Source organism: Pseudomonas sp. BF-B-26, assembly GCF_019956495.1.
In the GTDB taxonomy this organism is placed as follows: domain Bacteria; phylum Pseudomonadota; class Gammaproteobacteria; order Pseudomonadales; family Pseudomonadaceae; genus Aquipseudomonas.
In genome coordinates this window covers 12,532-37,632 of record NZ_JAHBDP010000059.1, presented here as the reverse complement: position 1 = coordinate 37,632, position 25,101 = coordinate 12,532, and the positions used below count along the sequence as shown (strand labels likewise).

General features: G+C 60.7%; 20 protein-coding genes. 11 read left to right on the top strand and 9 right to left on the bottom strand.

Translation table 11 applies throughout. From position 1 onward, the window contains the following. Nucleotides 1-2: 2 nt before the first annotated feature. Genes KGB03_RS08375 through KGB03_RS08340 form a run of 8 tightly spaced genes read left to right on the top strand, consistent with a single transcriptional unit; the run spans nt 3 to nt 9,276 of the window. Nucleotides 3-1,040: a hypothetical protein gene (locus KGB03_RS08375; RefSeq protein ID WP_218536612.1), complete on the top strand. Its 1,038-nt coding sequence runs from the start codon at nt 3-5 to the stop codon at nt 1,038-1,040. Then, nucleotides 1,040-3,031: a vWA domain-containing protein gene (locus KGB03_RS08370; protein ID WP_223526819.1), complete on the top strand. Its 1,992-nt coding sequence runs from the start codon at nt 1,040-1,042 to the stop codon at nt 3,029-3,031. Before KGB03_RS08375 ends, KGB03_RS08370 begins: the two co-directional genes overlap by 1 nt. Nucleotides 3,032-3,041: 10 nt before the next feature. Then, on the top strand, nt 3,042-3,743 hold the full coding sequence (locus KGB03_RS08365) for an ABC transporter ATP-binding protein (RefSeq protein ID WP_111448300.1): 702 nt from the start codon (nt 3,042-3,044) through the stop codon (nt 3,741-3,743). Continuing rightward, nucleotides 3,727-4,950, top strand: a complete 1,224-nt coding sequence (locus tag KGB03_RS08360; protein ID WP_111448299.1) for an ABC transporter permease — start codon at nt 3,727-3,729, stop codon at nt 4,948-4,950. Before KGB03_RS08365 ends, KGB03_RS08360 begins: the two co-directional genes overlap by 17 nt. After that, on the top strand, nt 4,940-6,484 hold the full coding sequence (locus tag KGB03_RS08355; RefSeq protein ID WP_192408929.1) for an SUMF1/EgtB/PvdO family nonheme iron enzyme: 1,545 nt from the start codon (nt 4,940-4,942) through the stop codon (nt 6,482-6,484). The genes KGB03_RS08360 and KGB03_RS08355 overlap by 11 nt, the downstream gene beginning before the upstream one ends. Nucleotides 6,485-6,531: 47 nt before the next feature. Beyond that, entirely contained in the window at nt 6,532-7,266 is a 735-nt protein-coding gene (locus KGB03_RS08350; RefSeq protein WP_218536611.1) for a hypothetical protein, read from the top strand. Nucleotides 7,267-7,270: 4 nt separating this feature from the next. Beyond that, a complete protein-coding gene (locus tag KGB03_RS08345; protein WP_218536610.1) occupies nt 7,271-7,777 on the top strand; it encodes a hypothetical protein in 507 nt (168 codons plus the stop codon). A 56-nt stretch (nt 7,778-7,833) separates the two neighbouring features. Further along, complete coding sequence (locus KGB03_RS08340) at nt 7,834-9,276, top strand: vWA domain-containing protein (protein WP_223526787.1); 1,443 nt, start codon at nt 7,834-7,836, stop codon at nt 9,274-9,276. Between the two features lie 156 nt (nt 9,277-9,432). Here KGB03_RS08340 and KGB03_RS08335 read toward each other — a convergent pair whose 3' ends face one another. Together KGB03_RS08335 and KGB03_RS08330 are read right to left on the bottom strand one after the other, a co-directional pair. Beyond that, the gene (locus KGB03_RS08335; protein ID WP_223526785.1) at nt 9,433-11,409 is read right to left on the bottom strand and encodes a methyl-accepting chemotaxis protein; all 1,977 of its coding nucleotides are present in this window, start codon (nt 11,407-11,409) and stop codon (nt 9,433-9,435) included. Nucleotides 11,410-11,592: 183 nt separating this feature from the next. Continuing rightward, entirely contained in the window at nt 11,593-12,513 is a 921-nt protein-coding gene (locus KGB03_RS08330) for a LysR substrate-binding domain-containing protein (RefSeq protein ID WP_223526784.1), read from the bottom strand. A gap of 158 nt (nt 12,514-12,671) precedes the next feature. Here KGB03_RS08330 and KGB03_RS08325 point away from each other — a divergent pair, with 158 nt between their 5' ends. Further along, on the top strand, nt 12,672-14,069 hold the full coding sequence (locus KGB03_RS08325; RefSeq protein ID WP_223526782.1) for a NorM family multidrug efflux MATE transporter: 1,398 nt from the start codon (nt 12,672-12,674) through the stop codon (nt 14,067-14,069). 143 nt (nt 14,070-14,212) lie between these two features. Here the strand turns inward: KGB03_RS08325 and KGB03_RS08320 are convergent, their stop codons facing one another. Continuing rightward, nucleotides 14,213-15,886, bottom strand: coding sequence for a putative bifunctional diguanylate cyclase/phosphodiesterase (locus tag KGB03_RS08320; RefSeq protein ID WP_218536605.1), 1,674 nt, complete (start codon nt 15,884-15,886; stop codon nt 14,213-14,215). A 262-nt stretch (nt 15,887-16,148) separates the two neighbouring features. Here KGB03_RS08320 and rep point away from each other — a divergent pair, with 262 nt between their 5' ends. Further along, nucleotides 16,149-18,158, top strand: a complete 2,010-nt coding sequence (gene rep, locus KGB03_RS08315; protein WP_008150203.1) for a DNA helicase Rep — start codon at nt 16,149-16,151, stop codon at nt 18,156-18,158. A gap of 56 nt (nt 18,159-18,214) precedes the next feature. After that, nucleotides 18,215-18,787 (top strand): xanthine phosphoribosyltransferase, encoded by a 573-nt coding sequence (locus tag KGB03_RS08310; RefSeq protein WP_008150200.1) that lies wholly within the window; start codon nt 18,215-18,217, stop codon nt 18,785-18,787. Between the two features lie 41 nt (nt 18,788-18,828). Here the strand turns inward: KGB03_RS08310 and KGB03_RS08305 are convergent, their stop codons facing one another. From KGB03_RS08305 to dadA, 6 genes are all read right to left on the bottom strand, one after another. Next, on the bottom strand, nt 18,829-20,751 hold the full coding sequence (locus KGB03_RS08305; RefSeq protein ID WP_223526781.1) for an acetyl-CoA hydrolase/transferase C-terminal domain-containing protein: 1,923 nt from the start codon (nt 20,749-20,751) through the stop codon (nt 18,829-18,831). 134 nt (nt 20,752-20,885) lie between these two features. After that, nucleotides 20,886-21,302 (bottom strand): c-type cytochrome, encoded by a 417-nt coding sequence (locus tag KGB03_RS08300; protein WP_033053381.1) that lies wholly within the window; start codon nt 21,300-21,302, stop codon nt 20,886-20,888. A 181-nt stretch (nt 21,303-21,483) separates the two neighbouring features. Continuing rightward, on the bottom strand, nt 21,484-22,032 hold the full coding sequence (locus KGB03_RS08295) for a cupin domain-containing protein (protein WP_064680419.1): 549 nt from the start codon (nt 22,030-22,032) through the stop codon (nt 21,484-21,486). 125 nt (nt 22,033-22,157) lie between these two features. Next, nucleotides 22,158-23,231 carry an alanine racemase gene (alr, locus tag KGB03_RS08290; protein WP_223526780.1) on the bottom strand — a complete coding sequence of 358 codons (1,074 nt, stop codon included), beginning with the start codon at nt 23,229-23,231 and terminating at the stop codon, nt 22,158-22,160. Between the two features lie 96 nt (nt 23,232-23,327). Next, nucleotides 23,328-23,681 carry a RidA family protein gene (locus KGB03_RS08285; RefSeq protein WP_076029299.1) on the bottom strand — a complete coding sequence of 118 codons (354 nt, stop codon included), beginning with the start codon at nt 23,679-23,681 and terminating at the stop codon, nt 23,328-23,330. Then, the gene (gene dadA / locus KGB03_RS08280; RefSeq protein ID WP_074880408.1) at nt 23,653-24,957 is read right to left on the bottom strand and encodes a D-amino acid dehydrogenase; all 1,305 of its coding nucleotides are present in this window, start codon (nt 24,955-24,957) and stop codon (nt 23,653-23,655) included. The genes KGB03_RS08285 and dadA overlap by 29 nt, the downstream gene beginning before the upstream one ends. Nucleotides 24,958-25,101 lie beyond the last annotated feature (144 nt).

The window sequence follows — 25,101 nt, the reverse complement described above, 5'->3', positions numbered from 1 at the left end:
CAATGCCAATTCGTGTCGACCTGCTCGCGTTAGAGCCCAATGTGCCTGGCCAGGCCCGCCTCACTGTGAAGAAATGGCAGGGTGGCGAGGAACAGCTGGAGTTCTCCATTCAGCGTAACCAGGACGGTTTTTACCTCCAGGACCACAAGGCCTGGAGCAACAATCCATTCTGGTTCAAGGTCTCGCGCTTCAACGTCACGGCCAGCGGCGAAGGCCTGGAAGCACAGGTCGGCCCGGACGTGGTCGACCCGCTGCTGGAAGGCGGCGCCAACTCGCAGTTCCAGATCGAACTGCGCGAACAGAACCAAGCCCACACTGACAGAGGCGTGGTTCGGCCAGGCGTTGGCGTTTTGCCGTCCACGGCTGGCGGCCAGACGCGCTCGACTTACGGCGGCGCCGAACTGACGGCGCCGAGTGCGCCGGCACCGGCACCGGAAATCCCCGAGATCCCGGAGCTGCCTGAGCTGACCCTGTCCACCGCCGAGCCAGAACTGGAATTGGAGTCGGTGCTCACCGAGCGCGCCTACACGCCGCCTCCCGCACCGGTGAAGAAAAGCAACAAAGGCCTGATCGGCCTGTTGGTTGTCGTGTTGTTGCTGCTGGCCGCGGGCGGTGGATTCTGGTTCTACAAACGCACTCCGGTGACAGCCCCGGTGGCCACAGCCGCTGCCGCCGCACCGGCCGGCGCCGACGCTCAAGCCTGCACCCTGGAGAGCATGAACAGCCTGCCCGAATTGACCTTCGTCCAGACCTGCATCAAGGCGGCGCCCGACAGTGCCAAGTTGCTGGAGATCATCAACCAGGCCAAGGCCGGCAAACACTGCGGTGTCGCCCAGCGCCTGTACGCCAACCGTGCCCAGGCCGGTGACGCGCTGATCGCCAATGCCTATGCCCGCGAATACGACCCTAAATACCTGAAGGCCAGCGAGTGCTTCCCGGTCGCGGACAACGCCACGGCGGCCTATTGGTACGAAACCATCCTCACCCAGGACCCGAACAACGCCGAAGCCAAGCAGCGTTTCGAGGAGTTGCAGAAGTGATGCGTTCGCCCGTGAGTCGATTCCTGTTGAGCGGTGCCGCATTGTTGGCGCTGTGTATCAGCCCGCTGTCCCAGGCCGATGACAAACCGCTGATCCAGGCCGGTAAAAAGACCTTGTTCCAACGCGTGCTGACCACCCCGGGCTGCAAGATCAGCCCGACAGCGGGCGGTGCCGCAGGTGACGCACAACCGGTCTTCAGCCGCTTTTATGTGTACGAGCGCGCCCAAGCGAACAACGCCGAATGGCTGAAAGTCGGCCCCGACAGCTACGGCAAAACCATTGGCTGGCTGCCGGCCGGCTGCACCACCGACTGGAAGATGCAGCTGACACTGGCCTTCACCAACCCGGCCAACCGCGACCGGTTGCTGTTCTTCAAGGACCGCGCCACCGTCGAAGGCATCCTCGATGCGCCGGACCCGGTCAGCAAAGTCGCGCCGCTGCGGGCCACGTTGAAAAAGGGCCAACAAGCACCGGGCGTCCTGGCTGAAGAACCTGAATACTTCGTCGACCTGCAAAAGCAGTTCTACCTGCTGCCGGTGCTCAGTGGCGAAGAAGTCATGACCGAAGGCGGTTTCCGCACGCGCCTGCTCAACGTCGCGTCGGTCAGCAAGCCGGATGACAAGAATGCCAAGGGCGGCGCTGCCAACAGCGCTGCCGGTAGCAAGGCAGCCGAAGACAAAAACGCCAACCAACTGAAGGAATTCAGTGCGGCGGTGGTGTTCGTCATCGACTCGACGATCTCGATGGACCCGTACATCGACCGCACCCGCGAGGCGATCCGCAAGGTTTATCAGCGGATCGAAGCGCAGAACCTCGGCAAGCAGGTCAAGTTCGGCATGGTCGCTTTCCGCTCCAACACCCAGGCGGTGCCGGGGCTGGAATACACCACCAAGATGTACGCCGACCCTACCAAAGTGAAAGACAGCGCCGACTTTTTCGCCAAGATCGCCGACCTCAAACAGGCCTCCGTGTCGAGCAGCAGCTTCGATGAAGACTCGTTTGCCGGCGTCATGGAGAGCATCGACAAGGTCGACTGGAGCCAGTTCGGCGCGCGCTACGTGGTGTTGATCACCGACGCGGGCGCCATCGAAGGTGACGACAAACTGTCCAAGACCGGTTTGAGCGCCGCGCAGGTGCGCATCGAAGCCGCCAATCCGGGCGTGGCGATTTACACCCTGCACTTGAAAACCCCGGCCGGGGCCAAGGACCACGCCAAGGCCGAGGCGCAGTACCAGAACCTGTCGACCTACCCGGGCACCAACACCTCGCTGTATTACCCGGTGAACGCTGGCGATATTCATGAGTTCGGGCGCAAGGTCGACGCACTGGCCGCCGCGATCACCTCTCAGGTGAAAGCCGCCTACATGGGCGAGGACGCCATCGGCAGTGCGGCGAATGCCAAGCAGGACCCGGCCGAGAAGAAAATGCTCGAAGACGCGGCGCTGATCGGCCACGCCATGCAACTCGCCTACCTCGGCGAGAAGACCAACAGCAAGGCCCCGCCGTTGTTCAAGGCGTGGATCAGCGACCGTGACCTGATCAAGCAGAACATCCCGACCACCGATGTGCGGGTGCTGCTGACCAAATCCCAGCTCAGCGACTTGAGCGACGTGATGAAGAAGATTCTCGATGCGGCCAACGAAGGCCTGATTTCACCGACGGAAATGTTCGATCGCCTGCGTTCGGTGGCGGCGACCATGGGCGCCGATCCCAATCAGCTCAAACAGAACAGCAACGCCAAACTGGCGGACATGGGAGTGCTCGGCGAGTACCTCGAAGACCTGCCCTATCAGAGCGAAGTGCTGAACCTGGATGAAGAGACCTGGAAGAGCTGGGACGGTCTGGCGCAAGAGAAATTCATCCGCACGCTGAACACCAAACTGCGGCATTACCAGCGTTACAACGCGGATGTCGACCGTTGGGTCGCTTTAGCCAAGGACAGTGATGCACGGGACAACGTGTATCCCGTGCCACTGGAAATGATGCCTTAACGAGACGCCGATGCTCGATATCAAGAACCTGCTGGTGCGCCGTGGTGAAGGCGCACAGGCTCATCATGTGCGACTGCCGCACTTGCAGGTCGGCGCCGGAGAAATCCTCGCCATCACCGGCGAGAGCGGCAGCGGCAAAAGCACGTTGCTCGAAGCCATCGGCCTGTTACTCGCGCCGGTGGAACTCGAGCGCTTTCGCCTGGGCGCGGCGCACGCTCAAGACATTGCCCAATTGCTCGCCACTGATGACCAGCCGGCGCTTGCAGCGGTGCGTTCACGGCACTTGGGGTTCATTTTGCAGAGCGGCGGCTTGCTGCCGTTCCTGAGCGTACGTGACAACATCAGCCTGCCGCGCCGTTTGCTCGGGATGTCGGTGAAGAGCGAGCACATCGACCACGCCGTTGACGTGCTGCGCCTGCAAGGGTTGCTGGATAAACAACCGCAGGCCTTGTCGATCGGCGAGCGCCAGCGCGTTGCCTGTGTGCGCGCCATTGCCCATGAGCCGCTGCTGCTGTTGGCCGACGAGCCGACCGCCGCGCTCGACCCTCACAGCGCCCGGCGTTTGTTCGAGTTGCTGCTGAGCCTGGTGTCGAGCATGGGTTTAAGCGCGCTCGTTGTATCCCATGACTGGGCCTTGCTGAAAGATTTCGGCTTGCCGCGGCTCGGCGCTATCAGCCGTCAGGGAGAAACACTGTTTGAACCGATGGACTGATCGCTTGCGCCTGCTGGGCTCCCTGGCGCTGCAAGACCTCTGGCACGACCGCAAGGTCTCGCTGTGCATCGCCGCGTCGCTGGTGGCGGTGATTGCGCCGTTGTTGCTGCTGTTCGGGCTCAAGCACGGGGTGGTCAGCCAGTTGCAGGATGAACTGCTGCGCGACCCGCGCAACCTTGAAGTGAAGATGCTCAGCAACGGCAACTACGACACAGCCTGGATCGAGCGTTTGCGCCTGCGCCCCGAAACCGGTTTTGCCCTCGGCCAGACGCGCTCGCTCAATACCCAGGCTGACCTGTGGATCGGCATGCAACGGTTTGTCGAAGGTGCGGAAATCATCGCCACGGAACCTGGCGATCCACAACTGGATCTGCCGTCGCTCAACCCGGTCGGCAATCAAGTGATCCTCAGCGCCCGCGCCGCGCAAAGTTTGCAGGCCAAGGCCGGCGACAGCGTGCAGCTGCGGGTGTTGCGTCGTCTGGAAGGTGTCAATGAACGCGGCGAGATGACCCTGACGGTGCTGGCTGTGCTCGACGGTGCGCGCTTCGGCCGCGCGGCCGGGTTTGTCGCCCCGCCGCTGCTGCTGGATCTGGAGCGCTTTCGCGACGGTTATCAGGTCAGTGCGTTCGGCGTTGTCACCGGCAAGCCTCTGGGCGATCTGCAACCGCTGTACGCCCGCGCCCGCGTGTATGCGCGCGACATCGATCAAGTCGCGCCGCTGGAGCACTGGCTCAACGAACAACACATCGAAACCTCGAGCCGACTGGCCGACATCGACAACGTCAAAGCCATCAACCATGTGCTGGGGCTGATTTTCGGCGTAATCGCCGTGGCGGCGCTGATTGGCTGCGTGGCGTCGATGGTCGGCGCGTTCCTGGCCAACATCGACCGCAAACGCAAAAGCCTCGCGGTCCTGCGTTTGCTGGGTTTCAAGCGCCGGGCCGTCGGCGGTTTCGTGGTCCTGCAAGCGCTGGTGCTGAGCCTGGCCGGCTACGTTGGCGGGCTGGGGTTTTATGCCGTAGGCAGTCATCTGTTCGACTACCTGCTCGGCAGCAGCCAGGCCACCGGCACCTTCGTTTGCCACATCACTGTCTGGCATGGCCTTGCCGCCCTGCTCCTGACTTTTTTGGTCGCTGCATTGGTGGCCGTGATCGGCGCCCTGCGAGCCATCAACATCCAACCTGCGGAGAGTCTGCGTGAGCTATAAACGTTTTGGCTTGCTGTTGCCCCTGAGCCTCGGCTATATGCTCGACGCCTCGGCGGCGGGCTGGGAAGAGAAATTTTATAACCCGATGCCGGACGCCGCCGACGTGGTGCTGCCGATGCCCTGCGAAGGCTCGATGGTCTTTCGCAAAGTGTTCATCCCCCTGGCCGGGCCGCTCGATGACTACCCGATCAACATTGGTCAGGACGGCGCGGAATATGGCTACGTCGAACAGACCCGACCGACGTTCATCGCCGGCAGTTTCACAGGCGCCAAGAACGACAAATCCCGTTACTACCTGATGGCCAAGTACGAGATGAGTCAGCTGCAATACGCCGCGTTGACCGACGCAACCTGCCCCACCGCCGCCACCAAAATGCGCGTGCCGCAAACGGCCGTGAGCTGGGTGCAAGCCATCGAAGCCGCCGACAAGTACAACCTGTGGTTGCGCAAAAACGCCGCCGACAAGTTGCCCAAGGAGGACGGCGCACAGGGCTTCCTGCGCCTGCCGACTGAAGTCGAGTGGGAGTTCGCCGCGCGCGGCGGGCTGGAAGTCGGTGCCGCGGAATTCCGTGATACGCACTACCCAATGCCGGAAGGCATCAACGCCTACGAATGGTTCGCCGGGGCGCAATCGTCCAACGGCAAAGTGCAGTTGTCCGGCCTGCAAAAGCCCAATCCTCTGGGCCTGCACGACATGCTCGGCAACGTCGACGAAATGATGTTCGAGCCGTTTCGCCTGAACAAACTTGATCGCCAGCACGGTCAGGCCGGCGGCTATGTGGTGCGTGGCGGCAACTACCTGACCGCCCAGGCTGACCTGCGCACGGCGTTGCGCAAGGAACAGCCGTACTACAACGCCGACGGTCAGGTGAAAAACAAAACCACCGGCCTGCGCCTGGTCATGGTCTCACCGACCCTCACCTCTCGCGAACGGGTCGCCAGCATTGAAAGCAGCTGGAAGAAACTCGGCACCGGCAGCAAGGAAACCGAATCCGCCGACAAAGGCACCGTTCAGTCTCTGAACAGCCTGGCCTCGGGCGTCGAAGACAAAGCGCTCAAGGAAAAACTCCAGGCCCTGGAAAACAAGTTGCGCGCCAGCAACCAGCAGCAGGAAGAAACCCGTGACCAGGCAATTCGCGCCAGCCTCAATCTGGGCGCATTCTTGTGCACCAAGATGCTAGACGACGGCCAGTACTTGGACTTCCTGCAAAAGAACTACAAGCTCAATTGCGAAAGCGCGGACAAAGACGCCAGTTGCGACATGCGCAAAGGCAAGCTCGACGAGCAGAAGGATCGCCTGCACAAGCTCAGCCGCTACTATGCCAGCAGCCTGGTGGAATCGGCGACCTTGTACGGCCAGCCATTGCTTGAAACGCAGGTCCCGGTGATGGAAGAAATCATCACCCGCAACAAACAGCTGCAAGACCTCAAACCTTACTTGCGCACCCACTGGGCCAATCAGAAGGCGTTCCTGCAAAAGCAGAAGATCGACACTGAAGCCTGGCTGAACAGCTGCAAAACCGTTACCCAATAACTCACCTTAATAACAACTCGTCAACACCGTCACCGAGGAATTTCACCATGTCGCGCAGCCTTTGGACTCGCTTCAAGCTACAGATCGCTTTCGTTGTCGCCGGCAGCCTGTTGCTGACCGGTTGCGCCAACACCGGTAGCTCCATGCTCGGCGACAGCGACGGCACCGACCCGCGCCTGACCCAGGGGCAGGATGCAGAGTTCTTCAGCAAGTCCGGCTATCAGGCCTGCGCCATGGGCGCCGGTGTCGGCATCCTCGCTTGCGCGCTGTCCAACAGCAACAACAAAGCCGTGTGCGCCGTCGCCGCCGGTATTACCGCGTGTGGCGTGGCCATGGGCGCGAACTACTACCTGGATCAGCGTCGCACCGAATACGCCGACACCACCACCCGCTTGGCTAAAATGAACAGCGACGTCGAACAAGACACCCAGAACGTGATCGCCCGTACCGCGACCGCTCAGCAAGTGATCAATGATGATCAGGCGAAAATCGCCCGGATCAAAAAGGACATCGCCAACAAGAAAGTCGACAAGATCCAGGCCCAGGAGCAAATCGCCGAGATCGATTCGAACATCGCGCGCCTGCGGAAAGACCTCGGCAACATGCGCATCAAAGTCACCGAGTACACCAAAGTGGCAGACGCCGAGCGTGCACAAGGCGCCACTGGCGCCGAGATCAAGCAGGTGGACATGAACATTAAGAAAATGAACCAGAAAGTCGCTGCCCTGCAGAAGGAAGTCGACGGTCTGTACAGCCAACGCTCCGCCATCACCCTGGGCTAAGCACATGACGTTACGACAACTGGCGGTCCTCACCGCCGTCCTGGCCTTGAGCGGTTGCGCGACCCAACCGGGCGAATGCGATGCGACCAATCGCGACAGCAGCATGCTGACCAAGATGAACTGCGACTACTCCGGTGGCTACAGCGATCAGGTCAAGCAGAAGGAACTGGCCCTGAGCGAGTCCCGTCAGCAAAACGCAATGTTCCGTAAGGTGTACGAGAACATTCAGGCCCAGCAACTGAGCACCAAAACCGACCTGGCCAGCCAGCAGAAAGCCCAGGCGGCGCTGAATCAGTCGCTGGGACAACTGCTGGCCTCGCTCAAGGCCCGGCATGGCAATGAAAGCCAGGTGAAAAAGCAGATCGCCGGTCTCGAGCAGCAGCTCAAGGCTTCGCAGGCAACGCCTGCCACCAAAGCCACTCCAGCGACGCTGAAGGCCAAGCAGGAAGAGCTGAAGGCGTTGCAGAAGAAGGTCAATCAGCTGCAATTCAGCCTCGGCTACGAAGAGTAACTTTTCACCCCGCAGGCCTCCCGTTGAAGGCCTGCACTTTTTCAGGAATCGTCGTCATGCAGCGGGTCATCAGGGATGCGCAAGCCACACCGGAGGGGATGAGTGCGCTGCAAGCTAAAGTCGCCCTCATCCAGAAACACTTTCCGCCGACCGTCGCCAGCCTGTTTGCCATCCCGCGGATGGGCAGCGGCGACGTGCTGGAATGGTGGACCGAACTGGGTGGCCAACCTACGCCCTACGCCGACCTCAACGAGGACGCGCAACGACGTTTGCTGGAAACCTATGAAGTGCGCCAGACGTCCCTCGGGCAACTGGCGGACGAACTGCAAAGACGCGGTCAACCGAAAGAAGCCGAAGACCTGCGCAGCCTGCTCGGCACACCGGAGCTGGACAAACTCTACAGCCTCAACGGTGAGCCATTGGTGGTGCGCTGGAACCAGCGCCCGCCCAAACCGATCGTACCGCCGGTTGTTCCGGTGGTGCCGGTTGTTCCGCCATCGCGCCGTGGCTGGTGGATCGCGGCGGCCTTGCTCGCGTTGTTGTTGCTGCTTCTGGCGCTGTGGCTCTGGTGGTTCTTGCACCGTGAGCCGGTTGTCGTGGTTCCGCCGGTTGCGCCGGTTGCGCCGGTAGCGCCGGTAGCGCCCGTGGTGGCGCCCGTCGAGAAACCGGTCGAGCCTGTTCCCGAGCCTGCCGTGGAACCGGAACCTGTTCCGGAACCAGAGCCCGTGCCCGAACCAGCACCCGTGCCGCCGCCGAAGCCGGTCCCACCACCAAAACCGGTCGTGGCCGCGCCGCCACCGCCGCCACCTCCAGCCCCGACGCTGGACAACTACGCGTGCCGTAAAAAAGCGCCTGATGCCGTGCCGCCGCAATTTGTGGTGGTACTCGACACCTCGGGTTCGATGGATTTGAACATCAAGTCGGTGAAATCCGATGAGGACTGGTTCTTCGGCAATGAGATGAACAAGTACCTGGACCCGAACCGCACCATGCAGATCTTCGCCAAGCCCAGCCGCATGGATGTCGCCAAGGACTCGCTGGCCGGCATGATCAATGGGCTGGACCCGAAGATCGACACGCGCCTGATCACCTTCGCCGGTTGCGAAAGAACACCGGACCAGGGCGTGTTCAAGTTTGGCGATCGTCAGCGATTGATCAACGGGATTCGCGGTCTGGTTCCCAACGATGGCACGCCACTGGCCGACAGCCTGGCCTACGCCGCCAGCAAGGTCGACGGGCGCAATAACGATGCAGTGATCGTGATGTTCGTCGACGGCGAGGACGGTTGCGATAAAGACGCTTGCGCGGTGTCCCGCCGAATCGCCAGGGAACAGCCGCGCCTGCGGGTCAACGTGGTGAAAATCGGTGCCGGTGGCCCGTCACGTTGCATCGCTGAAAACACCGGTGGCCGGGTTTACAACAGCACCAATGCGGCAGAGCTGGGTAGCCAGCTGAAACAGGCGACCAAGGAAGTGTCCAGCAATGCCAAGTGTAACTAGCTAGGGGACAGATCCTGAATTGAGGTGACTCCATTCGCGAGCAAGCCCGCTCCCACAGGGTTTTGTGTCGTTCACAAGAGAGCGGAACGACACATAACCTTGTGGGAGCGAGCCGGCTCCGGGCGGCGTTCCGACGATGGCTATATCAGCGGCACCTCAACGAAACCGGTCAACCTCATGCCGCAAATCCGCCGCCAGCTTCTCCAGCTCTTTGGCGGTGATCGCCAGATTGGACACCACTTCCCGCTGTTCACTGTTCGCCAGGGCAATGCTTTGCAGGTTACTGCTGAGCAACGTCGCAGTACTGCTCTGTTCCTGAGTCGCCGTGGTAATTGCGGCAAACTGCTCACCGGCCGAACGGCTCTGCTCGTCGATCCGCGCCAGGGCTGAAGCCACGTTGGCGTTACGCGACAACCCTTCCTGCATCAACACATTGCCCTGTTCCATGGTGCTGATGGCATTGCCGGTTTCCTGCTGGATGCTGCTGATCATCCCGGAGATCTCGTCAGTGGCCTGACGGGTACGCGACGCCAGGTTACGCACCTCATCGGCCACCACCGCAAAACCACGCCCCTGCTCACCGGCACGCGCGGCTTCGATGGCGGCGTTGAGCGCTAGCAAGTTGGTCTGCTCGGCAATCGAGGTAATCACACCGACGATGCCGCCGATTTCCTGGGAGCGCTGACCCAAGGTGTTGATCACCGTCGCCGTGCTGTTCAGCGCGCCAGCGATTTGTTCCAGGGACGAGGACGCTTCGTCCATCGACGTACGACCGATCTGGGTTTGCTGCGCGTTTTCTTGAGCCAGACGCTGAGTGCTGCCCATGTTGTCGGCAATGTTCAGGGAGGTGGCGCTGAACTCTTCCACGGCGCCGGCCATGCTGGTGATTTCGCCCGACTGCTGCTCCATCCCTTCATAGGCGCCACCGGACAGACCGGACAAGGCCTGGGCGCGGCTGTTGACCTCTTGCGAGGCCTTGCGGATGTGCTCGACCATGGTCGACAGCGCCTGGCTCATCTGGTTGAACGCACGGGCCAGCTGACCGATTTCGTCGTTGCTCGATACGTTCAGACGCACGCTCAAATCACCGGCACCCAAGGCTTCGGCCTGACGCACCAGATCACCCAAAGGGGCGAGTTTGCTGCGCAGCAACCAGACCGCCGCCCCCACAGCGATCAACATCGCCAGCAGACTGCCAATCGCCAATTGAATGCCGACACTCCAGGTCACGGCACGGATTTCGGTTTTCGGCATGCTCGCCACGACCGACCATGGGCCACCTTCAAACGGTACGGCAATGCTGTAGAAGTCTTCGGACTTATCGCTCCAGAACTCGCCCTTGCCCGGCGTTTTCGCCAGACTGACGATGGCCGGGACCGCTTGATCCAACGCTTGTACACCCGCGATCGGCACCAGCCATTTGCTCTGTTCATCCAGCAGCGCCAGGGAACCGGTCTGGCCGATACGGAAGCGCTTGAGGTTGGCGAACTGCGCGTTTTGCGCGTCGGTGTAGTCGAATCCTACGAACAGCACGGCAATCACCCTGCCGCTGATATCGCGTACGGGGGTGTATTGGGTCATGTAGGAGCGGTCGAAGAGCAAGGCGCGACCGACGTAACTCTGCCCCGCCATCAAGCGTGCATACGCCGGGTTCGCGTGATCGAGCAGCGTGCCGATGGCTCGGCTGCCGTCCTGTTTGCTCAGGGACGTGCTGACCCGAATGAAGTCTTCGCCGCTGCGCACAAACACCGTGGCAACACCGGCGGTCATTTGCTTGAACTCGTCCACTTCCTTGAAATTATTGTTCAGCACTTCGCTGCCCAGGTGCAGGCCCGGCGTCTGCGCGCCCGCTACTGCCACCGGTTCATCCGGGTGCACGCTCAAACCGGCGCTGAAGCGCTTCTCGAACAGACCACTCAGGCGTTGGGTGCTTTCACGCAACGTGCCGTGAAAGGTACTCAACTGATCGGCCAGCAACCGGGCTTCACTGGCCAGGTGCTCTTCGCGGGTGGCAAGGTTGGCGGAATCCAGCGAACGCAGGGCGAACACGGTACTGCCGCTGATGACAATCGCCAGTATCACGGCAAGCGCAAGACCAAGCTGTGAGGCGATCCGGGCACGAGGTTGAGACATGACAGCTCCTGGCCGAGCGACCGGATCTTCCTTGATCTGGCTGCACACTCAGCAAAATTCTAATAATGGGAATTGCGTCGAACCTGCACGAAGGTTCCACCTGCATTTTCGGCGGAAAATCGGAATACTTGAGTAATTAACCGGGGTATGGCTCAAGGCCGCCATTGCGACGGCTCTATCGATTCAGCCCAAGTGTTGAACGTCGGGCAATTCCATTGCTCGGGCTTCGCCTTGCAGGAAGTCGCTGAGCCTGCGCAAACGTTCACCTCCGGGGCGGGTTTTCGGCCAGACCAGGTAATATTTCTCACCGCTGGCGACGGCCGTCGGCCACGGCAGACTCAGACGTCCCTGAGCCACATCTTCCGCCACCATCAGCAGATCGCCCATGGACACGCCATAACCTCGGGCGGCGGCGATCATGCCCAGTTCCAGCGTGTCGAACACCTGCCCGCCCTTGAGCGACACCTGATCCGCCAGCCCCATGCGTTCCAGCCAACTGCGCCAGTCGCGACGGTCCGGTGTCGGGTGCAGCAGTTCGGCACTGGCCAGCCGTGCGACATCCCACGGTTGATCCTGCAGAAGATTCGGCGCGCCGACTGGAATCAGCTCTTCCGGGAACAGGAAACTCGTCTCCCAGCCCGGTGGGAAATTTCCGTTGCTGAGGATGACGGCGCAGTCGAATGGTTCATGGTTGAAGTCCACCGAGTCGACGTCCATCCAGGCGCTGGTCAATTGCACCTCGTTGCCCGGCTGCAGATGCCGAAAGCGGCTGAGCCGTGCCAGCAGCCAACGCATGGTCAGGGTCGACGGCGCTTTCATGCGCAGGATGTCATCTTCGGCGCGCAAGGTATTGCAGGCCCGCTCCAGGGCCGTGAAGCCTTCGCGAATGCCGGGCAGGATCAACCGCGCCGATTCGGTCAGTTGCAGATTGCGCCCACTGCGGTGAAACAGCCGACAGGCAAAATGCTCTTCGAGCGTACGAATGTGCCGACTGACCGCACTTTGGGTGATCGACAGTTCTTCGGCCGCACGGGTAAACGAGCTGTGCCGCGCCGCCGCTTCGAATGCGCGCAGGGCATACAAGGGAGGAAGACGACGGGACATTCGGAAAGCTCCTATAGCGGGATTCGGTCACCCTAGCAGAAACTTCCAGCATGAGTTTGAATCATGCCACCCATCCTTTTTATCCCTTTGTGCAAACCCCGTAGAGCGCCGAGAATCGACGCTTTCCTGTCCCTCTTCAATTATCGAGCGTGATGACCATGCAGCATCCAGCACGTACCGAACTCTGGGCCATCCTGCGGCTGGCGGGGCCGTTGATTGCCTCGCAGTTGGCGCACATGCTGATGGTCCTCACCGACACCTTGATGATGGCGCGCCTGAGTCCCGAAGCGCTGGCCGGTGGCGGTTTGGGCGCCGCGACTTACTCGTTCGTGTCGATCTTTTGCATTGGCGTGATCGCCGCGGTCGGCACCCTCGTGGCCATCCGTCAGGGTGCCGGCGACATCGTCGGCGCCGCCAGGCTGACCCAGGCCGGGTTATGGCTGGCGTGGTTGATGGCCTTGGTGGCCGGGCTGCTGCTGTGGAACCTCAAACCGGTGTTGCTGCTGTTCGGCCAGACCGAAACCAACGTCCACGCGGCCGGGCAGTTCCTGCTGATTCTGCCGTTCGCCCTGCCCGGCTACCTGAGCTTCATGTCCCTGCGCGGCTTCACCAGCGCCATCGGCCGGGCAACACCGGTGATGGTCATCAGCCTCGGCGGCACCGTGGCCAACTTCCTGCTCAATTACGCATTGATTACCGGCATGTTCGGTCTGCCAAAACTGGGGCTGATAGGCATCGGGCTGGTCACCGCTATTGTCGCCAACTGCATGGCGCTGGCGCTGGCCTGGCACATCCGTCGGCATCCGGCCTACGACGCTTATCCCTTGCGCCAAGGCCTGTCGCGGCCTAACCGTCAGTATCTGAAGGAACTGTGGCGCCTGGGCCTGCCGATTGGTGGCACCTACGCGGTAGAAGTCGGACTGTTTGCGTTCGCCGCGCTGTGCATGGGCACCATGGGCAGTACGCAACTGGGCGCACACCAGATCGCCCTGCAAATCGTCTCGGTGGCGTTCATGGTTCCGGCGGGGATTTCCTATGCGATCACCATGCGCATCGGGCAGCACTACGGTGCCGGGCAGCTGCTGAATGCACGGCTGGCGGGACGGGTCGGCATCGCTTTTGGCGCGGCGGCGATGCTTGCCTTCGCCATGGTCTTCTGGTTGCTGCCGAATCAGTTGATCGGTTTGTTCCTGGACCACAACGACCCGGCGTTTCGCGACGTCATCAACCTGGCTGTGAGCCTGTTGGCGGTCGCCGCGTGGTTCGAGCTGTTCGACGGCACGCAAACCATCGCCATGGGCTGCATTCGCGGGCTCAAGGATGCCAAGACCACGTTCCTCGTGGGTTTGGGTTGTTATTGGCTGATTGGCGCGCCAGCCGCCTGGTGGATGGCCTTCCATTTGAATTGGGGGCCGACAGGCGTCTGGTGGGGGTTGGCGCTGGGACTGGCGTGCGCGGCGGTGAGTCTGACGTGGGCGTTTGAGTGGAAGATGAAACGAATGATTCGGCAGGAGCCATCGTCAGGGGCGAGTTTCCAAATCGCTCAGCCAGACTGAGATCCCCCTGTGGAAACGAGGCTTTTGTGGCGAGGGAGCTTGCTCCCGCTGGGTCGCGAAGCGGCCCCAAAAGCATTGCGACTGCTTCGCAGCCGAGCGGGAGCAAGCTCCCTCGCCACAAAAGCATCCACAGTTGTTCGGGGTTAGTTCACGACTTCCAGGGCGGGCTGCTGGTTGCTACCGAAGGTCAAGTACTCAACCAGCTCCGCCAACGGCAACGGCTTGCTGATCAGATAGCCCTGCACCTGATCGCAGCCAAACCCGCGCAACAGAGTCAGTTGCTCCGGCGTTTCTACGCCTTCGGCGACCACTTCAAGATTGAGGTTGTGCGCCAGATTGATCATCGCGTGGACCAGTTTGCGATTCTCTTCACGCTGTTCCATGCCGCCGACAAAGCTCTTGTCAATCTTCAGCAAGGTAATCGGCAGGCTGTTGAGGTGCACGAACGAAGAGAAACCGGTGCCGAAGTCGTCCAGGGAAAAGCGCACACCCAGACGCCCCAAGGCATCCATGGTCTGCTTCACCAGATCGCTGCGGCGCATCACCGCGGTTTCAGTCAGTTCGAACTCCAGCCATTGCGCCTCGACACCGCGCTCTGCAATCAGCCGACTCAGTGTCGCGAGTAACTGGCTGTCCTGAAACTGCCGGAACGACAGGTTGATCGCCATGTGCAACGCCGGCAAACCCCGCTCGCGCAACGCTTGCATGTCGCGCAACGCGCGGGAAATCACCCAGTAACCCAGCGGCACAATCAAGCCGCTTTGCTCGGCCAGCGGCACGAATTCGCTCGGAGGCAGCAAGCCACGCTCGGCATGGCGCCAGCGCACCAAGGCTTCGAGGCCGACGATCTGCCCGTCCTCAAGGTTCAGGCGAGGCTGGTAATGCAGTTCCAGTTCATCCCGGCGCAACGCCCGGCGCAGCTCGCTTTCGAGATCGGCCATGCTGCGGGCATTGCGATTGATGCGTTCGTTGAAGATGTGAAAGGTGCAGCCCTGAGTACTTTTGGCTTGTTGCATGGCGATGTGTGCGTGCCACATCAATGGGTCCGCGCCGGCCTGCGCTCGTGCGTGAGCGATGCCCAGGCTGGAACCGATCAACAGGCTTTCGCCGTCGACCCAATAGGGTTCGGACAGGGCTTCGGTAATGCGTTCGGCCATCCATTCGGCGCGCTGAGGCGCGCGGCGGGTGTCGATCAGCAGGGCGAACTCATCACTGCCCAGTCGGGCCAGTTGATCGCTGGCCTCAAGCTGGCTTTTCAGCCGCGCGACCACTTGCAGGATCAACCGGTCACCGGCCTGGTGGCCAAGGGCATCGTTGGCGTGACGGAAGTTGTCGAGGTCGAGATGACCGAGGGCCAGGCCGCGGCCGTCGTTTTCCGCCAGGCGTGCCGCCAGCAAGGTCTGGAAACCCTGGCGGTTGGCGATGCCGGTCAGCGGGTCCTGCTCGGCCAGGCGCTGCAGGGTGTTTTCCAGCAGGCCACGTTCGCGCACATGCCGCAGGCAACGGCGCAACATGCCGGGATCGAGTACATCGCGCACCAGCCAGTCACTCACCCCATCGGGCGGTAACAGCGGCTCATGCTCGAGCAGCAATACCGTCGGCAGGCTGCAACGGCCAGGTAGAGGTTGAAGCGCTGGAATCGTCAACAACACCGCACCGCGGTTGTCATCGAACAGACTGCTGACCGACTCCCAGCTCGGCGCGCTGATCAGCACGGTCGAGCTCCCCATCGGAGCCAGGCACTCGCGCAACAACGCTGCCCACGCTGGCTCTTCGGCCAGTAGCAGCAAACGCAAGGGTTCGACAGGCGTAGACAAGCTAGCTCCCTAGACTCTGCAAAGATGTAGGCGGCGGGCATTATGCAGCGCCGGTAACCAATGACCAAATGACCCCGGTTATCAAACGCGGCTTTGTATCTTGAACATGAACAATAGACGCACATTCATCGCGCATCCTGCGTGAAAGTATCAAAACCGGCAAATATAGATAGCGTGCTGCGTCACAAGTCGGAGAGAGCAGCACAATTCGCTGAGCCTGTTAAAATGCCGGCCCATTTCGCAAACGACTCCCTGATTTCGTATGTCCCGACTCAATCCCCGGCAGCAAGAAGCCGTGAGCTACGTCGGCGGCCCTCTTTTGGTGCTCGCCGGTGCAGGCTCCGGCAAGACCAGCGTGATCACCCGCAAAATTGCGCATCTGATCCAGAACTGTGGCATCCGCGCCCAGTACATCGTCGCCATGACCTTTACCAACAAGGCCGCGCGCGAGATGAAGGAACGGGTCGGCACCCTGCTCAAGGGCGGCGAAGGCCGCGGCCTGACCGTCTGCACCTTCCACAATCTGGGCCTGAACATCATCCGCAAGGAACACGTGCGGCTGGGCTACAAGCCGGGTTTCTCGATCTTCGACGAGACCGACGTCAAAGCCTTGATGACCGACATCATGCAGAAGGAATACTCGGGCGACGACGGCGTCGACGAGATCAAGAACATGATCGGCTCGTGGAAAAACGACCTGATCCTGCCGCCCGAAGCCCTGGAAAACGCGCGCAACCCCAAGGAACAGACCGCCGCCATCGTCTACACCCACTATCAGCGCACGCTCAAGGCGTTCAACGCGGTGGACTTCGACGACCTGATCCTGCTGCCGGTGAAGCTGTTCCAGGAACACGCCGACATCCTCGAAAAATGGCAGAACAAAGTCCGCTACCTGCTGGTGGACGAATACCAGGACACCAACGCCAGCCAGTATTTGCTGGTGAAGTTGCTCATTGGCATACGCAATCAGTTCACCGTGGTGGGCGATGACGACCAGTCGATCTACGCCTGGCGCGGCGCGCGGCCGGAAAACCTGATGCTGCTCAAGGACGATTACCCGTCCCTGAAAGTGGTGATGCTGGAGCAAAACTACCGCTCCACCAGCCGCATCCTGCGGTGCGCCAACGTACTGATCTCGAACAACCCGCACGAATTCGAAAAGCAGCTGTGGAGCGAGATGGGTCACGGCGACGAGATCCGCGTGATCCGTTGCCGCAACGAAGACGCCGAAGCCGAGCGCGTGGCCGTGGAACTGCTGACCCTGCACTTGCGCACGGATCGGCCCTACAGCGATTTTGCGATCCTGTACCGCGGTAACTACCAGGCCAAGCTGATCGAGCTGAAGCTGCAACACCACCAGATTCCGTATCGCCTGTCCGGCGGCAACAGCTTTTTCGGACGTCAGGAAGTGAAAGACCTGATGGCCTACTTCCGCCTGATCGTGAACCCGGACGACGACAACGCCTTCCTGCGGGTGATCAACGTCCCACGCCGGGAGATCGGTTCGACCACGCTGGAAAAGCTGGGCAACTACGCCACCGAACGCAAAATCTCGATGTACGCCGCCACCGACGAAATCGGTCTGGGCGAACATCTGGACACGCGCTTCACCGATCGCCTGTCGCGCTTCAAGCGCTTCATGGACAAGGTCCGCGAGCAATGCGCCGGCGAAGACCCGATCTCGGCGCTGCGCAGCATGGTCATGGACATTGACTACGAGAACTGGCTGCGCACCAACAGTTCCAGTGACAAGGCCGCCGATTACCGCATGGGTAACGTCTGGTTCCTGATCGAGGCGTTGAAGAACACCCTCGAGAAAGACGAAGAAGGCGAGATGACAGTCGAAGACGCCATCGGCAAACTCGTCCTGCGCGACATGCTGGAACGTCAGCAGGAAGAGGAAGACGGCGCCGAAGGTGTGCAGATGATGACCCTGCACGCCTCCAAGGGTCTGGAATTCCCTTACGTGTTCATCATGGGCATGGAAGAGGAAATCCTTCCGCACCGTTCCAGCATCGAAGCCGACACCATCGAAGAAGAACGTCGCTTGGCCTACGTCGGAATTACCCGAGCGCGTCAGACGCTGGCCTTCACCTTCGCCGCCAAGCGTAAGCAATACGGCGAGATCATCGATTGCGCGCCGAGCCGCTTCCTCGATGAGTTGCCGCCGGACGACCTGGCCTGGGAAGGCACCGACGACACGCCCGTTGAAGTCAAAGCCGTTCGCGGGAATACCGCATTGGCGGATATACGCGCGATGTTAAAGCGCTAGAATCGACTACTTTTTAACCAGCCTTAGACGCATAGCCGTCCTTAGAGGAAAGCTTCATGGAAGCACTGCACAAGAAAATTCGCGAAGAAGGCATCGTGCTTTCCGACCAGGTCCTGAAAGTCGACGCCTTTCTGAACCACCAGATCGACCCGGCCCTGATGAAGCTGATCGGCGACGAATTCGCCTCGCTGTTCAAGGATTCGGGCATCACCAAGATCGTCACCATCGAAGCCTCGGGCATCGCGCCGGCGATCATGACCGGCCTGAACCTCGGTGTGCCGGTGATTTTTGCGCGCAAGCATCAGTCCCTGACCCTGACCGAAAACCTGCTGTCGGCGACCGTTTACTCCTTCACCAAGCAGACCGAAAGCACCGTGGCGATCTCCCCGCGCCACCTGACCAGCAGCGACCGCGTGCTGATCATCGATGACTTTTTGGCCAACGGTAAGGCGTCCCAAGCGCTGATCTCGATCATCAAACAGGCCGGCGCGACTGTGGCGGGTTTGGGGATCGTGATCGAGAAGTCGTTCCAGGGCGGCCGTGCGGAACTGGATGCGCAGGGTTATCGCGTTGAATCCCTGGCCCGCGTTCAGTCGCTGGCTGGCGGCGTCGTGACCTTCATCGAGTAACCCGCCACAACACGCTCCCACAGGGATCACCTGTTTAACGGTTATTGCGCGGTGGCTTTGAGGCCGGTGAGCAGTAGCCGTTGAAACAAATCCTCTTTCAGCCCTTCAGGGTTGGTCAGCTGCATTCGCTCCAGATGTTCGGGAAACGATGAAGGCTCCGGCGCATCCAGCGCTGCCTTGCCCAGTTCCAGAATTTCCGTGAGCTTGAACTTGCTCTTCAGCCAATTCAGCGCCCGCAACAGATCCTTCTCCTCAGCGGTGAAATCACAGCCCAACGGATACTCCGGGAACAACTGCGGATGCCGCGCCTGGATGGCCTGCAAGCGCTGCGGACTGTTGTCGGCGAAGCGAGGATCAATACGGAAATTCTTCGGTAACTTATCGACTGCCTGAGCCTGTTCTATCAACCCCGGCTGGAAACGTGAGTCGCTGATGTTCAGCAACGCCTCGATCACCGCCGCGTCGGTCTTGCCCCGCAGGTCGGCGATGCCGTACTCCGTGACCACAATGTCTCGCAGGTGTCGCGGGATCGTGCAATGGCCGTACTCCCAGACGATGTTCGAACTGACCTCGCCGCCCGATTCGCGCCAGCTACGCAGAAGCAATACCGAACGCGCCCCTTCCAGTGCATGTCCTTGCGCAACGAAGTTGTACTGCCCGCCGACACCGCTGAGTACTCGCCCGTCTTCGAGCTGATCGGCCACGCCGGCCCCCAGCAAGGTCATGGTGAACACGGTGTTGATGAAGCGCGCATCGAGGCGCTGCAAGCGTTTGAGTTCTTCCTGACCGTAGAGCTCATTGATGAAGCTGATGCGGGTCATGTTGAATTCGAGCCGCTTGCTCTGCGGCAACTCGCGCAGGCGCTCATAGAAACTGCGCGGCCCAAGGAAGAAACCGCCGTGCACCGAGATGCCATCAGTCTGCGCGGCTTCATCCAGCGTGCCGGCATTCGCCTGTTGCTGGGTTGGCACATCGGGGTAGACCTTGCGCCGCACGATCCCGGCGTCAGCCAGCACCAGCAAGCCGTTGACGAACATTTCGCTGCAACCGTAAAGGCCCTTGGCAAACGGTTCGACGCCGCCTTCGCGGTCTATGAGTTGCGCCCACTGACTGAGATTCACCTCCGCCAGCAACCCCTTGTAACCGTCATTGTCGGCCTGCCGCGCCAGCAACGCAGCGGTCAGGGCATCACCCATGGCGCCGATGCCGATCTGCAAGGTGCCGCCGTCGCGCACCAGCGTGCTGGCGTGCAGCCCGATGAAGTGATCCTGGAAACCCACCGGCATGTTCGGCGTGGAGAACAGCGTGGTGCTGTCCTTCTCGTCGATCAGCAGGTCGAACGTGTCGATAGCGATTTCGGCATCGCCGGGCATGTACGGCAAATCGTTGTGCACCTGGCCCACCAGCAGGATCGTCTCCCCTGCCGCTCGACGCTTGGCGATCATGGGGAACAGGTCGAGGGTGATGTCCGGGTTGCAGCTCAGGCTCAGGCGATCGGGGTGTTCGCTGTGGCTCGCCACCAATTGCGCCACCAGGTTCAACCCGGCGGCGTTGATGTCTCGCGCGGCATGGCTGTAATTGCTGCTGACGTAATCCTGCTGGGCCTGTGCGCTATGGAGCAGGCTGCCAGGCTGCATGAAGAACTGCTGGACATGGATGTTGGGCGGCAGGCTGTCGCGACGCAGGTCGGCCAGGAAATCCAGTTCCGGATAATCGCCGAAAACCCGCTCGATGAAGGGCTCGAGAAAGCGCTTTTGCAAACCGTCGCCCAAGGAAGGACGGCCCAGGCACAGCGCGGTGTAGATCGTCAGCTGCCGCTCGGGCAACTGCGTCATGCGTTGAAACAGCGCGTTGACGAAGTGGTTGGGTTTGCCCAGACCTAGGGGCAGCCCCATGTGGATATGCGCCGGCAACCGTGCCAAGACATCATCGACCGCTTGCTCGATAGAACACAGCTGCACCATCTGATCCTCCCTTACATTCCGTGAATTGGGGTTGGACCGAGCTTGCCGGGTCTTTGCTGCAATGAACAGTCTCGGGCGTAAATCGCAGGCACAAAAAAACCGCTCGAAAGCGGCTTTTTGATGAAGATGATGGCTTATTTCAGGCCGGACATCTTCTGGATCGCGCCTTTGAGTTCGGCGTCTGCGCAATCGGCGCAGGTGCCTTTTGGAGGCATTGCATTGAGGCCGGAGATGGCTTTCGCCAGCAGGCCGTCAACACCGCCTTCCTTCTTGGCGCGCTCGCCCCAAGCGGCAGCATCACCGATTTTCGGCGCGCCCAACAGGCCGGTGCCGTGGCAAGCGTTGCAATGTTTGGCAATCACTTCGTCAGGCGTTTTGGCACCACCGCCGCCACCCGCAGAAGCAGCAACTTCCATGCCCTTGCACTCTTTACCCTGAACGCAAACCTGGCCGACTGGCTCAAGGCGTTTAGCAATATCGTCGTTGGTCGCAGCTTGTGCGCTGACTGCCCAAAGGGCCAATACGGTTGCTGGTACGGCCAGCATTTTCATAATTAGATTCACGCGTTCACCCTCAATGGTGGCTAGTCACGCCCACGGCCACGGTTCGCAGGCGGGCGCAAGTATAACGGTAAGCCCGCCACACTGAAACAACCCTAAAGTCGAAGGGGTCTTATGCGTGGCGGAAAAACAACTCGGGCACCTGCGCAATGCTCGCCGGACGCCTCTTTTATTAGAAATTAGCTGGAGTCGCTGCGCTGATTAGTCGCGCTGGCGCATCGAACGGATTACGGAAACGGTGCGGTTTAGTACTTTCAAAGTAGTAGCTGTCGCCGGCTTCGAGCACAAAAGTTTCAAGCCCTACCACCAGTTCAAGTCGACCTTCGAGCAGAATCCCGGTTTCCTCGCCCTCATGGGTGAGCATCTCCTCACCGGTGTCGGCGCCTGGCGGGTAGATTTCATTGAGGAACGCGATGGCCCGGCTCGGATGAGCCCTGCCGACCAGTTTCATGGTCACTGCGCCATCGGAAATATCGATCAGCTCGTTGGCTTTGTAGACGATCTGAGTCGGCTTTTCCTGCAGGATCTCTTCGGAAAAGAACTCGACCATGGACATGGGAATCCCGCCCAGTACTTTCCTCAGCGAACTGATCGAGGGGCTGACGCTGTTCTTCTCGATCATCGAAATGGTGCTGTTGGTGACACCCGCACGCTTGGCGAGTTCACGCTGGGAAAGTCCTTTGAGCTTACGGATGGATTGCAGTCGTTCACCGACGTCCAAGCTTGCGCCTCCAGGGATTCAGGTTGTTGAAATATGAGCGTTATCATGGCGACAGCGTTCAGTATTTACAACACTTGGACCTGAATCCTGTTCGATGAAGCGACTTTCGGTCGGGGCGCTTTGACCTAAGCCCCGGAATAGAGCATTGGCACCCGGCGCAGGTTGCAGAAGATCTGGTAAGGAATCGTGCCCGCGGCCGCGGCTACGTCACTGGCGAGAATGTTTTTGCCCCACAACTCGACGGTCGAACCGAGGCCGGCTTGCGGCACATCGGTCAGGTCGATGCAGAGCATGTCCATCGACACCCGGCCAATCAACTGGCTGCGCTGCCCGGCGACCAATACTGGCGTACCGGTCGGTGCCTGACGTGGGTAGCCATCGGCGTAACCCATGGCCACCACGCCCACACGCATCGGTTTCTGGGTGATGAATTTGGCGCCGTAACCGATCGGCTCGCCGGCCGGCAGTTCACGCACGCAAATCACTTTCGATTCGAGGGTCATCACCGGTTGCAGGCGGGACGCCACGGCATTGGCCTCTTCAAACGGAGTCGCGCCGTAGAGCATGATGCCCGGGCGAACCCAATCACTTGGAATCTGCGGCCAACCGAGTACTGCCGGCGAATTGCGCAGGCTGATCTCCGCCGACAAGCCCTGACGCGCCGCTTCGAACACCGCGACCTGCTCGACACTGGCCTGACTGTGCAACTCATCGGCCCGGGCGAAGTGGCTCATCAGAACAATCTTCGCCACCTTGCCGCTGGCCAGCAGCCGTTGATAGCCCGCCTGATAATCCTTTGGATGCAAGCCCACCCGATGCATGCCCGAATCGAGTTTGAGCCAGACCGTGATCGGTTTGCTCAGTGCAGCGTTCTCGATGGCTTCGAGCTGCCACAGCGAATGCACCACGCACCAGAAGTCATGCTCGACGATCAGCGACAGCTCATCGGCTTCGAAAAAACCTTCCAGCAACAACACCGGCGCACGAATGCCCGCGGCTCGCAGCTCCAGGGCCTCTTCAATACAGGCTACGGCGAAACCGTCTGCCTCGGCTTCCAGCGCCTGGGCGCAACGCACCGCGCCATGGCCGTAGGCATCGGCCTTGATCACCGCGAGGGCCTTGGCCCCCGTGACTTCACGGGCGATTTGGTAGTTGTGACGCAGGGCTTGAAGGTCGATCAGGGCACGGGCTGGACGCATGGCGGCAGACTTCTAGGCGGTCATGGGAAGAAAAACCGGCGCTGGCTGACGGCGTGAACCGCCAGTAGCACCGGGAGAGGGATCTTTCTGACGGGTTTATGGCAGAGCGGCGACAACCGACAGCTCAACCAGGATTTGCGGTTCGCACAACTTCGATTCAACGGTGGCACGGGCCGGGGCGACGCCTTTTGGCAGCCACTTGTCCCAGACTGCGTTCATGCCTTCAAAGTGTGCGTCAATGTCTTTCAAGTAAATCGTTACCGACAGCAGACGGCTCTTGTCGGTCCCGGCCAGATCCAGCAAACGCTCGATGTTGGCAAGCGTTTCACGGGTCTGCTGTTCAATCCCGGCGTTCATATCGTCGCCGACCTGCCCTGCCAGATACACGGTACCGCTGTGGACTACGATCTGGCTCATGCGCTCATTGGTGAGCTGGCGCTGGATTGACATGTTTTGCAGACTCCTGAAGTTTTTTTCCATAACGGGAAATATCGAGGCCTTCGGCGCTGATCTGCGGCGTTTTCTTCGCCATCAGATCGGCCAGCAAGCGACCGGAACCGCACGCCATGGTCCAACCAAGCGTGCCGTGACCCGTGTTCAAAAACAGATTGCTGAACGGCGTAGCACCCACGATCGGCGTGCCGTCCGGGGTGGTCGGACGCAGACCGGTCCAGAAACTCGCCTGGGCCAGATCGCCGCCCTGAGGATAGAGGTCGTTGACGATCATCTCCAGGGTTTCGCGCCGACGCGGGTTCAGCGACAGGTCAAAACCGGCTATTTCAGCCATGCCACCGACGCGGATGCGGTTGTCGAAACGGGTGATCGCGACCTTGTAGGTCTCGTCGAGAATAGTCGAAGTCGGGGCCATCGCCGGGTTGGTGATCGGTACGGTCAAGGAATAACCCTTGAGCGGATACACCGGAGCCTTGATCCCCAGCGGCTTGAGCAGTTGCGGCGAGTAGCTGCCCAGGGCCAGCACGTAGCGATCAGCGGTTTCCAGCTTGCCGTCGATCCATACGCCGTTGATGCGGTCGCCGGCGTAGTCGAGACGCTGAATGTCCTGGTCGAAGCGGAATTCCACACCCAGTTTGGTCGCCATTTCGACCAGGCGGGTGGTGAACATCTGGCAATCGCCGGTCTGGTCGTTCGGCAGGCGCAGGGCACCGGCGAGGATGTCGGTGACGCTGGCCAGGGCCGGTTCGACGCGGGCAATGCCGGCACGGTCGAGCAGTTCGAATGGCACGCCGGACTCTTTCAGCACGGCGATGTCTTTCCAGGCGCCGTCGAGTTGAGCCTGGGTGCGGAACAGTTGGGTAGTACCGAGGCTGCGGCCTTCGTAGGCGATACCGGTTTCGGCACGCAATTCGTCGAGGCAGTCACGGCTGTACTCGGACAGGCGGACCATGCGCTCTTTGTTCACCGCATAACGGCTGGCGGTGCAGTTGCGCAGCATCTGCGCCATCCACAGGTATTGGTCGATGTCGGCGGTGGCCTTGATCGCCAGCGGTGCGTGGCGCTGCAACAGCCACTTGATGGCCTTGAGCGGCACGCCCGGCGCGGCCCATGGCGAGGCATAACCCGGCGAAACCTGCCCGGCGTTGGCGAAACTGGTCTCCATGGCAGCGGCCGGCTGACGGTCCACGACCACCACTTCAAATCCGGCACGCGCCAGATAGTAAGCACTGGTGGTACCGATGACGCCGCTACCCAAGACCATAACGCGCATTTTCATATCCCTCATCGCGGCTTGCCGCTGACGTTCGTAGTTGTCGAGCATTGATGTGCGCAGTGTAAAAAAGATTAGGCAGTGCTTTTCACTATATAAGTGCCTATATTTGGCGAGAATTCTCGGCAAAAACGCTTTTCACGG